General features: G+C 72.3%; 10 protein-coding genes. 6 read left to right on the top strand and 4 right to left on the bottom strand.

From position 1 onward, the window contains the following. Nucleotides 1-339 precede the first annotated feature (339 nt). Together WMF28_RS14040 and WMF28_RS14035 are read left to right on the top strand one after the other, a co-directional pair. On the top strand, nucleotides 340-1,032 hold the full coding sequence (locus tag WMF28_RS14040) for an oxidoreductase (RefSeq protein WP_437602714.1): 693 nt from the start codon (nucleotides 340-342) through the stop codon (nucleotides 1,030-1,032). A 118-nt stretch (nucleotides 1,033-1,150) separates the two neighbouring features. Continuing rightward, complete coding sequence (locus WMF28_RS14035) at nucleotides 1,151-3,211, top strand: RecQ family ATP-dependent DNA helicase (protein WP_437602712.1); 2,061 nt, start codon at nucleotides 1,151-1,153, stop codon at nucleotides 3,209-3,211. Between the two features lie 136 nt (nucleotides 3,212-3,347). Here the strand turns inward: WMF28_RS14035 and WMF28_RS14030 are convergent, their stop codons facing one another. From WMF28_RS14030 to WMF28_RS14015, 4 genes are all read right to left on the bottom strand, one after another. Beyond that, on the bottom strand, nucleotides 3,348-3,560 hold the full coding sequence (locus WMF28_RS14030; protein WP_437602711.1) for a hypothetical protein: 213 nt from the start codon (nucleotides 3,558-3,560) through the stop codon (nucleotides 3,348-3,350). Nucleotides 3,561-3,943: 383 nt separating this feature from the next. Then, a complete protein-coding gene (locus tag WMF28_RS14025; RefSeq protein ID WP_437602710.1) occupies nucleotides 3,944-4,999 on the bottom strand; it encodes a tyrosine/phenylalanine carboxypeptidase domain-containing protein in 1,056 nt (351 codons plus the stop codon). A 165-nt stretch (nucleotides 5,000-5,164) separates the two neighbouring features. Beyond that, on the bottom strand, nucleotides 5,165-6,484 hold the full coding sequence (locus tag WMF28_RS14020; RefSeq protein ID WP_437491012.1) for a PhoH family protein: 1,320 nt from the start codon (nucleotides 6,482-6,484) through the stop codon (nucleotides 5,165-5,167). Nucleotides 6,485-6,673: 189 nt separating this feature from the next. Next, entirely contained in the window at nucleotides 6,674-8,035 is a 1,362-nt protein-coding gene (locus WMF28_RS14015) for a sigma-54-dependent transcriptional regulator (RefSeq protein ID WP_437602708.1), read from the bottom strand. Nucleotides 8,036-8,413: 378 nt separating this feature from the next. Between WMF28_RS14015 and WMF28_RS14010 the strand changes: the two genes are divergently transcribed. From WMF28_RS14010 to WMF28_RS13995, 4 genes are all read left to right on the top strand, one after another. Then, nucleotides 8,414-10,072, top strand: a complete 1,659-nt coding sequence (locus WMF28_RS14010; protein WP_437602707.1) for an aminotransferase class I/II-fold pyridoxal phosphate-dependent enzyme — start codon at nucleotides 8,414-8,416, stop codon at nucleotides 10,070-10,072. Between the two features lie 163 nt (nucleotides 10,073-10,235). After that, entirely contained in the window at nucleotides 10,236-10,943 is a 708-nt protein-coding gene (locus WMF28_RS14005; protein ID WP_437602705.1) for a hypothetical protein, read from the top strand. Nucleotides 10,944-11,260: 317 nt separating this feature from the next. Then, a complete protein-coding gene (locus WMF28_RS14000; RefSeq protein ID WP_437602704.1) occupies nucleotides 11,261-12,172 on the top strand; it encodes a hypothetical protein in 912 nt (303 codons plus the stop codon). A gap of 102 nt (nucleotides 12,173-12,274) precedes the next feature. Next, nucleotides 12,275-13,780 (top strand): serpin family protein, encoded by a 1,506-nt coding sequence (locus WMF28_RS13995; RefSeq protein WP_437602703.1) that lies wholly within the window; start codon nucleotides 12,275-12,277, stop codon nucleotides 13,778-13,780. Nucleotides 13,781-13,951 lie beyond the last annotated feature (171 nt).

Genomic DNA, 13,951 nt, shown 5'->3' with positions numbered 1-13,951 from the left:
CCGCGGGGCCTCGCCGGCCCCGCGCCCCTCGGGCCCTCTGCGCGTCACCGCGCCCCTCGGGCCCTCTGCGCGTCACCGCGCCGACGCCACCCAGCGTACGCCAGCGCATCTCCTCGGCGTGTTCCGTCCTGGTGGGCAGTCCACCCCGGCAGAGGGCGACCGGCCACGGCGATGTAGAGCCCGCACACACCGGTGAAGGAACCGTGGGCGGTCCGCACCGGCCGCCCGCTCCGGGCGCGCGCAGCCGGCCACTAGGGTTCGCGCGCCGCTTGGGCTATTCTGCGGGGTACGGCTGCGGATCCCGGCGGCGGCGCTCTCCGCGGGTGATTCCGCAGGAACATGGAATCCATGACGGTCGACAAGACAGCTCTCATCGTGGGAGGAACGGGCCTGGTCGGCGGCCACTGCCTGCGCCTCCTCGTGCAGCAGCCCGCGTACGCGCGGGTCGTCGCCCTGCTACGCCGCCCGGCCCCGATCGAGGATCCGCGGCTCTCCCAGCGCATCGTCGACTTCGAGCAGCTGGACGGCGCGGACTTCGCCGGCGTGACCGACGTGTTCTGTGCGCTCGGGACGACCATCGCCAAGGCCGGCTCCGAAGAGGCCTTCCACCAGATCGACTATCGTTACCCGATCACCGTCGCCAGGCTCGCCGAGAAGGCGGGGGTGAAGCAGCTCATCCTGGTCTCCTCCGTGGGCGCCGATCCGCGCTCGACAAGCTTCTACCTGCGCGTGAAGGGCGAGCTCGAGCAGGAGCTCTCGGGCGCGAGCTTCGCGTCGGTCCACGTCCTGCGCCCGAGCCTGCTCCTCGGAGAGCGGGGCGAGGTCAGGAAGGGCGAGGCCATCGGCGTCGCGGCGGCGCAGACGCTCCGCTTCACGATGAAGGGCGGCCTCCGCAGGTACCGCCCGATCGACGCGAGGACCGTCGCCGGCGCGATGGTCGCGGCCGCGCTCAAGGGCAGCCCCGGCCGCCACGTCTATCACTTCGACGACATGGAAACGCTCGCCAAGGGCATCGGCGTCGTCCAGGCCTGATCGGCCGGCCCGCTGGGCGACCCCCGCGCCGCCATGGCGCCGCCACCCCCGGCGCGACGCAAGCGCGCGGAAGTGCTACGGCTCGCGGCGGGCACGGCGCTCGCTCGACGCCGCCACCATGGTCTTCGCCGAGCCCCCCTTGCCGACCGTGACCGAGCGCCTCGCCTCCTCCCTGCTGCGCCCCCCGGAAGACCCGCCCCCGTCGATCGACGCCGTGCTCGCGGACCGGTTCGGCATCGCCGCGTTCCGGCCGTGGCAGCGCGAGGCGATCGACGCCCTGCTCGGGGGCGCGGGCCGCGTCCTCGTCGTCGCGCCGACCGGCGGCGGCAAGTCGCTCTGCTACCAGCTCCCGGCCGTCGCCCTGCCCGGCACGACGCTCGTCCTGAGCCCGCTCATCTCCCTGATGGAAGATCAGGTGCGCGCGCTCGAGGCGCGGGGCATCCCCGCGACGTTCATCGCCTCCAGCCTCTCGCGCGAGGAGAACGGCCGGCGCCTCGGCGCCCTCCGCCGCGGCGAGTACAAGCTCGTCTACGCCGCGCCCGAGCGCCTCGCCCTCGACGGCTTCCTCGAGGCGCTCGCCGCGAGCCGGCTCTCGCTGGTCGCCGTCGACGAGGCGCACTGCATCGTCCAGTGGGGGCACGACTTCCGGCCCGACTACCTGCGCATCGGCGCCGCGATCGCGCGGCTCCACCCGCCCCGGGTCCTCGCCTGCACCGCGACCGCGACCCCCGACGCGCGCGACGAGATCATCCGGCGGCTCGGCTGGCCGCTGCGCCCGTCCGACGGCGACGACGGCGGCGCCGCGGGCGGGCACGGGCCCGAAGGGCCGCCGCCCAAGGTCATCCTGCGCGGCTTCGCCCGGCCCAACCTCCACCTGCAGGTCGCCGCGGTGGACGGCCCGCGCGAGGCCGGTCGCCGCACGGCGCGCGCGCTCCTGGACGCCCTCGGCGACCCCGGGCGGCCCCGCGGCGCGGGCATCGTCTACGCCGCCACCCGCAAGGGGGCGGAGCGCCTCGCCGAGGCGCTCCGCGACGCCGGCTGGAACGCCGAGGCCTACCACGCCGGCCTCGCCCCCGAGTCGCGCGCGCGCCTGTCGGCCGGGTTCGCCGATCGCAGCCTCTCGGTGGTCGTGGCCACGAACGCCTTCGGCATGGGCATCGACCGCCCCGACGTGCGCCTCGTCGTGCACGCCCAGCCGCCGTCGTCGATCGAGGCCTATTACCAGGAGGTCGGCCGCGCCGGCCGCGACGGCGACCCGGCCCGCGGCCTCCTCTTGTTCGCGCCCGCGGACATCGCGCTGCGCCGCCGGCTCTGCCAGCTCGGCGACGGCGGCGCCGAGGCGAACGCCGACGACGCCGCGCGCGCGTGGGGGCTCTTCCGCGAGCTGCTCCGCTACCTCGACGCCGCGACGTGCCGGCACGACTTCATCCTCCGCTACTTCGGCGACGAGGCCGAGTCGCTCGGCGGCTGCGGCCACTGCGACGTCTGCCTCGAGGTCGACGCCCTCGAGGCGAGCGACCCGGCGGCGCTCGCCCGCGACAACGATCTCGTGCGCCGCGCGCTCGCCGGCGTCGCGCGGGTGAAGGGCGGCGCCGGGATGCAGGCGATCGCGTCGATGCTCATCGGCGAGTCGAACGAGCGCGTCCGCCGCATGGGGCTCGATCGGCTCTCCACCTTCGGCGTCCTCGAGGGGAAGAGCCACGACGAGGCCATGTCGATCCTGCGCGTCCTGCTCGCCAGCGCCTGGATCGACCTCACGACGGGCGAGTTCCCCGTCCCCCTGATCACGCCGGCGGGCTGGCGCGTGATGCGTGGAGAGGTGCCCACCCGGGTGCGGCTCCCGCTCCCCGCCGCGCGCCGCAGACCGCTGCGCCGCGCGGCGCCCCTCGATCCGACCGCTCCCGGAGCCGCCTCGCCCGCGCAGGAGGCGCCCGGGGCCGAGCTGGAGGAGCGGGATGTTCCGCTGTTCGAGGCGCTCCGCTCCCACCGGGCCGCGCTCGCCAAGGAGAAGTCGCTGCCCGCCTACGTCATCGCGCACGACCGGACGCTCCGGGAGATCGCCCGGATCCGGCCCGTGTCGCTCGACGACCTCGCGCTCGCGCGCGGCATGGGGCAGGCGAAGATCTCGAGCTACGGCGAGGGCATCCTCCGCGTGGTGCGGGAGTTCTCGATCCCCTGATCGCCCGAGGCGAGCTCGGGCGCGGCAGATCGCTGGAGCGGCCGGCAGACGGGCGCCCGGGAGACGTGGAGGCGGGGAGAGCGCTCGAGTCGACTCACCCCGTCTCCACGCCTCCCGGCGCGATCGTGCGCGCTCTTCACGCGTGACCTGCGACGCGGAGCTCCCCGATGAGCTGGCCATCCAGGCTGACGAAGGTCGTGAGCCGGCCCTCGACGTTGATGAACACGTCGAGCATCACACCGGCGCCGAGATCCACGACGTGGAGGTCGTCCTTGAGGATCACCGCCGGGGCCTCGCCCCCCCTCGGCGGGCGCCTGGAATCCCTCTCCATGATCTTCTTCGAGTTCATGCCCCCCTCCGCCCGCTGGTCCGTCCGCGCCGCGCGCCCCCGGAGCCGCCCCGGCGCGCCGCGCGGTCGACCCGGGCGCGCCCCCGCGCGCGAGACGCCGTGCTCGCCGGCGGACACGACAAGCGCGTTCCATGCCGTGCTCGCACGGCCGAAGTGATCCTTCCCTTCACGCAGCCCCCTTTCTCTCCACTCCCTCTCCGCTCCCTCTCCGCTCCTCGCCCGACCGGCGGTGTCTCCATTTCATCGGATCGGTCTGGCGGGAAGCTAAGAAGTTCAGGGGACGATCCGACTTTTCTTCCCGGCTTCCCGTCCTCGCGCTCGAACCGGGCAGCCACGGTCGAACCGGGCAACCACGGTGGATCAGCGCCCCCGCGCCCGGTGGATCAGCTCACCCGCGCCCAGGACGCAAGCGACGCCGCCGCCCCCACGGAGACCCTGCCCGAGGCGAGCACCGGGCCGAGCGCCGGCTGATCGAGGAGCATCGCCTGGACCCGCAGCAGCGCCGGCAGGTAGACGACCTCCCGCGCCAGGCCGCCCCCCCGGTGGACGCGCGCCGCGATGCGCAGGGCGTCGGCGGTGGAGCACGCGCCGCGCGCCTCGAGCAGCCGCGCCGTCTCGACGAAGCCGGCGCCGCGCTCGACGCTCCGGGCGGCGAGGTGGCGCAGCCCGAGCTCGATCCGGCGGGCGCCGACCAGGTATCCCTCGGCGCGCTCGCGCGCGAGCGCCCAGCCCTCCTGATCGTCGCCGCCGTTGGCCGTCCCGATCGCGAAGATCCCGAGCGGGAGCGCCGCGGCGCGCACGCCGGGCGCCGCGTGCCCCTCGATCTCGTGGAGCACGGTGCGCTCCACGTCGTCGCGCGTGAGCATGCGCCCCCGCGCGATCTGGATCACGCCGTCGCCCGTCGCGGCGAGCGGCGCGATGTCGGCGATCACGACCCGGACAGGCAGGCGCCGCGCCCCGATCTCGCGCCGCATCCGCGACACGAGCGACCGGGGCGAGCGCGCATCGTCGCTCCGCACCCGATCCTCGTCGCCCGCCGCCGCGCCCGCCTCCTGCTCGACCCAGGTCGCGGCGAGCGCGTCCGCCTGCTCGTCGTACGCGTCGCGCGCCGCGTAACGGCGGCGCGCGGCGGCCCAGCACCCCGCCCCGCCCGCGGCCTCGCAGATCGCGGCCTCGGCGGCGAGCTCGACGGCGCGGCCGGCGTAGACCACGCCGAGCTCCCCCTGCCCCGCGAGCCGCTCGGCCGCCGTGTCCATCGCCTTCCGGAGATCGCCGTGATCCTGCGCGGGCGCGTAGGTGAACCGCGGGAGCTCCCCGTCGCCCCTCCCCCACGCGGCGGCGAGCCGCGCGAGCTCCTCGACGAGGTTCACCGGCGTGCTCGATCCGACGACGCGGATCCGCCGCGCCGCGGCGCCGAGGAGCCGATCCGCGTCCGGCACCCAGGCCGGCGGCCCCGCCGATCTAGCCCGAGGACGCCGCGCCACGACGCTCCGCTCCTCTCGCGCTCGTCGCCACCTCGCTCGCCCCCGTCCCGCTCGCCCCCACCCGGCTCACCCCCGTCCCGCTCCCCTCGCGAACGCGCCCCGCGCCCCGTGCCGCGCGCCTCAGAGCAGGTTCGCCGCGAGCTCCGCGAGCTCGCTGCGCTCGCCCTTGGCGAGCACCACGTGCCCCGCGATGCGCTCGCGCCGGAAACGCTCGGCCACAACGAGGAGGCCGTTCGACGCGTGGTCCACGTAGGGGTTGTCGATCTGCTGGGGATCGCCCGTCAGCACGATCTTTGTCCCCTCGCCGCACCGCGTGATGATGGTCTTCACCTCGTGCGGGGTGAGGTTCTGGGCCTCGTCCACGATGAGGTACTGGTGCGGCAGGCTGCGCCCGCGGATGTAGGTCAGCGGCTCGACCTGGATCCGCCCGCTCTCCAGGAGCTCCACGAAGCCGCGCGCGTCGCGCCCAGGCTTCGCGCCGCCGTTCGAGAACAGGAACTCGAGGTTGTCGAAGATCGGCTGCATCCACGGGTTCAGCTTCTCGTCCACGTCGCCCGGAAGGAAGCCCAGATCGCGCCCGAGCGGCATGATCGGCCGGCTCACGAGAAGCCGGGTGTAGGCGTTGTCCTCCGTCGTCCGCTTGAGCGCCGCCGCGAGCGCCAGGAGCGTCTTGCCCGTCCCCGCCTTGCCGATGAGCGTGATCAGCCGCACCGAATCGTCGAGCAGGAGATCGAGCGCGAAGGCCTGCTCCTTGTTGCGCGGCCGGACCCCCATCACCCCCTCCCGCCCGACGCGGAGCGCGACGATCTGCCCGCGCGCCGCGTCGAAGCGGCCGAGCGCCGTGTGGCTCGGCGCGCCGGCGTCGCGGAGGAGCACCGCCGAATTTGGCAATAGATCCGCCAAGTTGGCACCGGTGAGGACGCCGCTCTGGAAGAAGGCGTCGACCTCGGCGCCGGGCACCTCGAGCTCGACGACCGCCTGCCCGACGGCGGGGTCGTGCACCCGCTCGTTCTCGTACGTCTCCGCCGGGATCCCGAGCGCGTCGGCGCGGATCCGGAGGTTCGTGTCCATCGTCACGAAGATGGTCGGCCGATCCTTGTGCCGGTCGCGGATGTCGATCGCCGTCTGCAGGATGGCGCTGTCCTGCGAGCCCGACTCCAGCCCCACGAGCAGCTCCGGCCGCCGCTCCGGGATCGCGATGCGCAGCGTGCCGCCGTTCTCCAGGAGCACGCCGGTCGCGAGCGTGCCGGCGCCGCGGACCTCATCGAGCAGCCGGGCGATGGTCCTCGCGTTGCGCCCGCGCTCGGAGCCCTCCCGCTTGAACTGGTCGATCTCCTCGATCGCGTAGATCGGGATGATGACGTCGTTGTCTTCGAACTTGAAGATCGCGTGGGGATCGTGGAGCACGATGTTCGCGTCGAGAACGTAGTTCTTCTTCATGGGGGGAGCGCGACGGCGTAGCCGCCTGCGGCGACGGGCGCAAGGGAGTGTTGAGTCGCCCGCCCGAGGATGCCGTCACCCGCTGATCGGCAGGAGCCCGGACATCGGGAGAGACACCGGGCTTCGACTCGGCCGGATCTGGAACATCGCCCACGCCGTCCACGCCTTGTTCCAGGCGGCCCGCCGCGATCACAGATCGATCCGGTAGTCCTTGATCTTGTAAAGCAGCGCCCGGTGGCTGATCTCCAGCACCTCGGCCGCCTTGGTCCGGTTGCCCTTCGTCTTCTGGAGCGCGCGCCGGATGAGGATCTCCTCGATGACGCGCGACGTCTTCTTGATCGACAGCTCGCCGCTCGTCAGCTGCATCTGGATCGGGTCGCGCGCCTCGCGGATCCGCTCGGGCAGGTCGGCCTCGCCGATGCGCTCGCCCTCGCAGAGCACCATGGCGCGCTCGACGGTGTTCTCCAGCTCCCGGACGTTGCCCGGCCACCGGTACTCCAGGAGCAGCCGGCGCGCCTCGGGCTCGAAGCCGCGGATGTTGATGCCGAACCGCGCGTTGTTCCTCGCGAGGAAGTGATCCATGAGGATCGGGATGTCCTCCCGCCGCTCCCGGAGCGGCGGGATCGCGATCGGGAGCACGTTGATCCGGTAGAAGAGGTCCTCGCGGAACCGGCCGGCCTGCGTCTCGGCCAGCAGATCGCGGTGCGTCGCGGCGAGGATGCGGACGTCGACCTTGAGGTCCTTGTTGTCGCCCAGGCGGCGGATCGTCTCCTCCTGGAGCACCCGGAGCAGCTTCACCTGCAGCGGCAGCGGCAGCTCGCCGATCTCGTCGAGCAGCAGCGTGCCGTGGTTCGCCTGCTCGAACAGCCCCGCCCTGTCGTTCACCGCGTCGGTGAACGCGCCCCGCTTGTACCCGAAGAGCTCGCTCTCCAGGAGGTTCTCCGGGATGGCGCCGCAGTTGACCGCGACGAACGGCCCGCCCCGGCGGCCGGACCTCCTGTGGATCGCCCGGGCCACGAGCTCCTTGCCGACGCCGCTCTCGCCCGTGATGAGCGCCGTGGTCTTGTAGTCGGCGACCTTCGCGATCGTCTTGAAGATCACCTGCATCGGCGGGCTCTTCGCGAGGATCTCCTCGAAGAGGTTCTCCCGCCGGATCTCCTGGCGCAGGGCGCGGTTCTCGCGGCGGAGCGACTCCCGCTCCTCGGCCTTGCGGAGCGTGAGCAGCACCTCCTCCGCCTTGAACGGCTTCTGGATGTAGTCGTAGGCGCCCGCCTTCATCGCCTCGATGGCCATGTCGATGTTGCCGTAGGCGCTCATCACGATGACCGTGGCATCGTTCCCCTTCGCCTTGAGCGTCGCCAGGAGATCGAGGCCGCCCATCCTGGGCATCCGGACGTCGGTGAGGATCACGTCGGGCCCGAACGTCTCGACCATCGCGAGCGCTTCCTCGCCGCTCGAGACCGCCTCGACCTCATAGCCGTCCCGCTTGAGGAACGTGCGCACCACGAGTCGCAGGTTTTCTTCGTCGTCGACGACTAGGACACGGCGCATAGACCCTGAAAACTTTTCCTACACCGGCGCGCACCACTCCGCAACGAGTTGCATCTCGCCGCATGCCGCATCGCGGCCATTCGCCGGGAAGGCGGCCTCGGTTGCAGGGCGCGTCGCGCCGCCGGGCAGGCGGACTCTGCGAAGGCTGCCGCGCACCGCGCGAAGGCCGGTGCGCGACGCGGATCGCGCCTGCGCGGCGGCCGTGCTGCGCGGCGCGCGCCCGCGGTGGTATCCGTTGACGCAGGTCGCGCAGGCTGCTTTAGCGGCGCGACGCGCACCGGGAGCGAGCAGGGCCGCGCGCGGCCCGACACGACACGCCGGAGCGGCCTTCGCGGGCAGGACCGCGTCCCTTAATACGATCGCGTGAGGAGCCAGGGCATGAGCATGAAGGATCGTCTGGTCGACCAAGCAAAGAAGCTCGCCTCGTCGGGCAGGGTCGTCCGTGTCGTCAGCAACGATCGCGTGATGCGGCTCGCCACCGGGGTCATGGATGCGAAGAACCGCCTGCGCGCCGCCCGGGAGCTGGCCGCGGAGGCGTGGGACATCCTGCTGAACGGGCACGCGCTCCCGAACCTCGATCCGGCGCTCGACGACGAGGCCGGCGTCCACGTGGCGGCGCCGGCCCGCGCGGCGTCGCCGCGGCCCGCCGCGCCCGCCTCGGGCGGCGCGGGGCTGTCGGCCGTGGAGACGACGGCGAGCGCCGCGCCCGAGCGGGCCGCCGCCCGCCCGCACGTGAACGGCGCCCCCGCGAACGGCGCGGGCACCTACGTGGCGGCGGCGGCCGAGCAGCAGCTCGCGACCCAGATGGCGGCGCGGACGTCGCTCTCGCGGATCGGCGGGCGCGACGTGTTCGAGAAGGCGTACAAGTTCATGACCGCGGACAACGCCCGCGCCATGGGCGTCTACCCCTTCTTCCGCCCGCTCGACTTCAACAACGGCCCCGAGGCGCAGCTCGAGGGGCGGACCGTGACGATGCTCGGCTCGAACAACTACCTCGGGCTGACGACCCACCCGAAGGTGCGAGAGGCCGCGCGGAACGCCATCGACAAGTACGGCACGAGCATGACCGGCTCGCGGCTCGTGAACGGGTCGATGCGCCTCCACAACGAGCTCGAGGAGAAGCTCGCCGCCTACCACGGCAAGGAGGCCGGGCTCGTGTTCACGACGGGCTATCAGGTGAACATCGCGACGATCTCGGCGCTCCTCAGCAACAAGCGGAGCGTCGCGATGATCGACAAGGACGATCACGCGTCGATCTACGACGGCGTGCGGCTCGCGCAGGCGTCCGGCGCCCGGATGGTGCGCTACAAGCACAGCGACCCCGCGTCGCTCGACAGCGCGCTCTCCGAGATCGCCGACACCGAGGGCGCGCTCGTGATCACCGACGGCGTCTTCAGCGCGCAGGGCGAGATCGCGAGCCTGCCCGGGATCGTCGAGGTGGTGAAGAAGCACAAGGCGCGGCTCCTCGTCGACGACGCGCACGCCCTCGGCGTCATCGGCCCGGGCGGCCGCGGCACCGCCGCGCACTTCGGCCTCGACAAGGAGGTCGACCTCATCGGCGGCACGTTCTCGAAGTCGCTCGCCTCGATCGGCGGCTGGCTCGTCGGAGAGCGAAAAGTACTCGATTATATTCAGCATTTCGCCTACAGCTTCCTCTTCGCGGCGAGCGCGGCGCCGCCCTGCGTCGCCGCCGCCATGGCCGCGCTCGACGTCATGCAGGAGGAGCCGTGGCGCCAGGAGAAGCTCCGCGAGAACTTCACCTACATGCGCACGGAGCTGCAGAAGCTCGGCTTCGAGCTCGGCAAGACCGAGACGGCCGTCATCCCCATCTACATCCGCGACGACCTCAAGACCGTCATGATGTGGAAGTCGCTCCTCGACGACTACGCGCTCTACGTGAACCCGTTCATCACGCCGGGCGTCCCGCCCAAGCAGCAGGTGCTCCGCACGAGCTACATGGCGACCCACGAGCGCAAGCACCTCGATCGCGCGCTCGAGGCGTTCGAGAAGGTCGGGAAGAAGTTCGGCGTGATCTGAGCCGGAGCCGCGCCGTCGGGCTCGCCGGCCGCCGGCCGCTTCCGGAACCGGCTCTGCCGCGACCACCTCTGCCGCGACCACCTCTGCCGCGACCACCTCCGGTGAGCGGCGCCGCTCGCTTCGGCATTTTCGCCGGACCACGGCCGTGGTGACATGAGCGATCATGGATCTTCGGCCGTTCATGCAAGGGGTCGCGGCGGCGCTGGGGCCTGCGATCCGCTCCTTCTTCCTGACCGGCTTGGCGATGTCGCTCCTGGCCGTCGTCCTCGCCGCGTCCTCGTACGCCATCGCGGCCGACGGCTCGGCGCTGCGCGGGACGCTCGCGGCCGTCGCGGCGCTCGCGCTGTGCGCCGTGCTCGGCTTCACGCTGTCGTGGAAGCGGGCGCTCGGCGCCGGCATCCTGCAGGTCGTGCGGTCGAAGCGGCTCGGAGGGATGCTCGTGACCGCGGTGTTCGATCGGCTGCTCGGCCTCTCCGAGCAGGCCGAGGTGGGCGCGCGCGGCGGGCGCGTGGCGCAGGCGGTGGAGGGCGTGCCGGTCAACGAGGCGGCGAAGCGGCTGCGGCTCGCGGTGATTCACCGGGTGCAGGCCGCGCCGCAAGGGGGCGGCGTGCGGGGGTTCCTGCGGCGCCAGATCGAGGCGCGGCTGCTCGGAACCATCGAGACGCTGACGCTGGCGCGCTTCCGGAACGAGGCCAACCAGAAGGGGGGTATCGACCTGCTCAAGGCGCGCGACGAGCTCGCTCAGGGGGTGGACGACCTCGTCACGGATGAGATCGAAGGGACGCTGCTCGTCACGACGCTGCTCCTCGTCGGCGCCGCCGCGATCGCGTCGCTCGGGGCGGCCGCTGGCATCCAGTACATCCCCCTCTGAGCCGGGACATCCCCCCTCCGGGGGGCGAGCGCACAGCCCTCCGGGGGGCGAGCGCACAGCGCCGCCGGCGCTGCGGTGTTGCCGGCACGCACACTGCCTCGGCGGCGGGTCGCGGCGTGCGCGCCGCCGCGGATCGCAGGCGCGGCGTCGATCTCTCACGGCCATGCACATCGGCTTTGCCTAAGCGCTCACCACTACGTTACTGTCATCCCGCTGCCGTTACTTTCCGTGTTGCTCTCACGTTTCATGTGGATTTCACGTCATGTTGCGCAGAGGTCATGTTGCGCAGAGGAGGCAGTTCGATGATGGAGAACGGTATGGGAAAATGTTGCTCGGCCCTCGCCTGCGTCGTGGGGTTGCTCGCGTCGCCGGCCGCCTGGGCTCAGGATCCCGCGCCCCCCCCGGCTGATCCGGGCGCAGCGGCGGCCCCGCCGGAGACCACCGCGCCGGCGCCCCCGGTGGAGCCGACTGCGACGACAGGCGACGCGGCGACAGCAGGCCAAGCAGCGCCCATCACGCCGGCGCCCGTCACGCCGGCGCCCGTCACGCCGGCGCCGGGCACCACCGAGCCGGTCGGAGAGCCGGCGGCGGAGCCGAGCCAGATCCCGAGCTGGTTCCGGTTCGATGCAGACAACGTCGGTCTCCAGGTCTGGGCCGGCGCCTCGCACCAGCTCGGCCCCATCAGCCTCTCGAGCGACATCTATGTCACCACGCTGGGAACCGCAGAGTTCGACATCGGTCCCGCCTTCACGATGGGTCCGGTCACCATCAACCCGATGGTGGGCTTCGCGTTCAACTTCGTGACGCAACAGCCAGCGGCGCTTGTCGCTCCGCAGCTGTTTACCTACATCGATGCGAAGCCCATTTACTTCGAGTCGTGGATCCTGGGGTCGTTCTCCAGCATGTTCAACGAGAGCGTCCAGAACTACCTCTACTCGCGGGACTTTCTCCTCTTCTATCCGACCGACGACTTCGGCATCGGCCCGCACCTCGAGCTCTCGATCGACCTCAACGAGGTCGTGACCGCCGTGGACGATCCGACGACGGTCGGTGTGGACGAGGGGGCCGTCGACAACACCGGCCTCGCCAGCCTGCAGATCGGCGGCGTGATCGGGCTGAACTACGGCACGGGGAACAAGCTGCTCCTCTACCTCGGCTACGAGACGCAGGCGGAGAGCCAGCTCAACGACAAGATCGCTGGCCGGTTCACGTTCATCCACAGCTTCTGAGGCGCGCCGCGCGGAGCCGCCGGCCGGAGCGAGGCGCGCACACGCCCTGTCGCCCTCTCGGTCGGTCTTCCCATCGGCCTGGCGCGCTGGTACCGGAGCGCCATGGCCCAACGGATCTCGTTCATCACGACCGCGCTGTGCACGCTGCTCGGACTCGGGTGCCAGGCCCAGGACCGCGTCCCGCCGGCCTCGCCGGACCCGGGCGCCTCCGCATGCCAGCCCGCCGACTGCGGCCCGCTCGCGATGATCGCCCGCATCTGCGACGACGGCTCCACGGGCGCAACGCAGTGCATGCGCGCCGGGGGCGGAGCGTGCCGCTGGGAGCACGTCTGTCCCGGCGAGAGGTCGCCCGCCGGCCCGGCGCCGACCCGGCCTATCCCCCAGCCGACCCAGCCGCCCGGGCAAGAGCCGCCCGCGGCGCCCTCGCGCCCGGACCAGCCGGCCGCGCAGCCGCCGGGCGCGCAGCCGTCGGGCGCGGGCTTCGCCGACGCCAACGCCGCGTTCGCGCAGCGGCTCTACGGCAAGCTCGCCGCCACGACAGGCAAGCTCTTCTTCTCGCCGGCGAGCATCTCGACCGCGCTGGCCATGACCTACGCCGGCGCCCGGGGCGAGACGGCGGCCCAGATGGCGAAGGCGCTCGAGTTCACCCTCCCGCCCGGGGCGCTGCACCCCGCGTTCGGCGGGCTCGTCAAGGAGCTCACGCAGACGGCCGGCCCCAAGGGGCCCGAGCTCCGGATCGCCAACCGGCTGTGGGGCCAGGCCGGGCTGCCGCTCGATCCGGCGTTCCAGAGCACCACCCAGCAGCACTACGGCGCGGGGATCGAGCTCGTCGACTTCAAGGGCGGGAGCGAGCCGGCGCGCGGGCGCATCAATCGATGGGTCGAGCAGCAGACGAACGCGAAGATCAAGGACCTGATGCCGGCGGGCAGCATCACGCCGCTCACGCGGCTCGTCCTCACGAACGCCATCTACTTCAAGGGGAGATGGGCGACGCCCTTCGACAAGCAGGCGACGAAGAACGAGCCGTTCACGGTGAAGCCCGGCACCGCGCCGGCGGTGCCGATGATGCGCAAGACCCTCCAGGCGCGCTTCGGGCAGGCCGCCGATGCGTCGGTGCTGGAGCTCGCCTACGAGGCGCAGGACCCCGATCGACCGCTGGCCATGGTCGTCATCCTGCCCGCGCAGGCGGACGGGCTGCCCAGGGTGGAGCAGCGCCTGTCGGCCGGGCAGCTCAAGGGGTACGTGGAGGCGCTCCGGCCGACGCGGGTCGACGTGGCGCTCCCGCGCTTCAAGATGACCGCGGAGTTCGAGCTCTCGAAGACCCTGGCGGAGCTGGGAATGCCGCTCGCGTTCGACGATGCGAAGGCCGATTTCTCGGGGATCACGAGGGCGGAGCCGCTCTTCATCTCCCAGGTCCGCCACAAGGCGTTCGTGGAGGTCAACGAGGAAGGGACCGAGGCCGCCGCGGCGACAGGCGTCGCCATGGCCACGCGGTCGGCCCCGGCGCCGTCTCCGGTGTTCCGCGCGGATCACCCGTTCGCGTTCCTGATCCGCGACGTGGCGACGGGCGCGGTGCTGTTCATGGGCCGCGTGACCGATCCGCGATGACCCGGCCGTCCTCCCCGAGCGCCGGGGGGTGAGCTCGATTCCACAGGCATCGATGTGGGCATCCATCCCCCCGATCCCCTCGCTCCACCGCGCGATGCAAGCTCGCGCGCAGGCCCGCGGACGGAGCCGAATGTCCGCGCTGCGCTGGAGAACCGCGGTACGATGAGCCGT

Source organism: Sorangium sp. So ce590 (assembly GCF_051521365.1).
Taxonomy (GTDB): Bacteria; Myxococcota_A; Polyangia; order Polyangiales; family Polyangiaceae; genus Sorangium.
This window is presented reverse-complemented; position numbering and strand designations above follow the sequence as displayed.

Excerpts from the sequence above, each read along its gene's own strand:
- WMF28_RS14035 (WP_437602712.1), top strand. The coding sequence starts at position 1,151 with ATGGTCTTCGCCGAGCCCCCCTTGCCGACCGTGACCGAGCGCCTCGCC.
- WMF28_RS14005 (WP_437602705.1), top strand. The coding sequence starts at position 10,236 with ATGGATCTTCGGCCGTTCATGCAAGGGGTCGCGGCGGCGCTGGGGCCT.
- WMF28_RS14040 (WP_437602714.1), top strand. The coding sequence starts at position 340 with ATGGAATCCATGACGGTCGACAAGACAGCTCTCATCGTGGGAGGAACG.
- WMF28_RS14020 (WP_437491012.1), bottom strand. The coding sequence starts at position 6,484 with ATGAAGAAGAACTACGTTCTCGACGCGAACATCGTGCTCCACGATCCC.
- WMF28_RS14015 (WP_437602708.1), bottom strand. The coding sequence starts at position 8,035 with ATGCGCCGTGTCCTAGTCGTCGACGACGAAGAAAACCTGCGACTCGTG.
- WMF28_RS13995 (WP_437602703.1), top strand. The coding sequence starts at position 12,275 with ATGGCCCAACGGATCTCGTTCATCACGACCGCGCTGTGCACGCTGCTC.
- WMF28_RS14000 (WP_437602704.1), top strand. The coding sequence starts at position 11,261 with ATGGGAAAATGTTGCTCGGCCCTCGCCTGCGTCGTGGGGTTGCTCGCG.
- WMF28_RS14030 (WP_437602711.1), bottom strand. The coding sequence starts at position 3,560 with ATGAACTCGAAGAAGATCATGGAGAGGGATTCCAGGCGCCCGCCGAGG.
- WMF28_RS14010 (WP_437602707.1), top strand. The coding sequence starts at position 8,414 with ATGAGCATGAAGGATCGTCTGGTCGACCAAGCAAAGAAGCTCGCCTCG.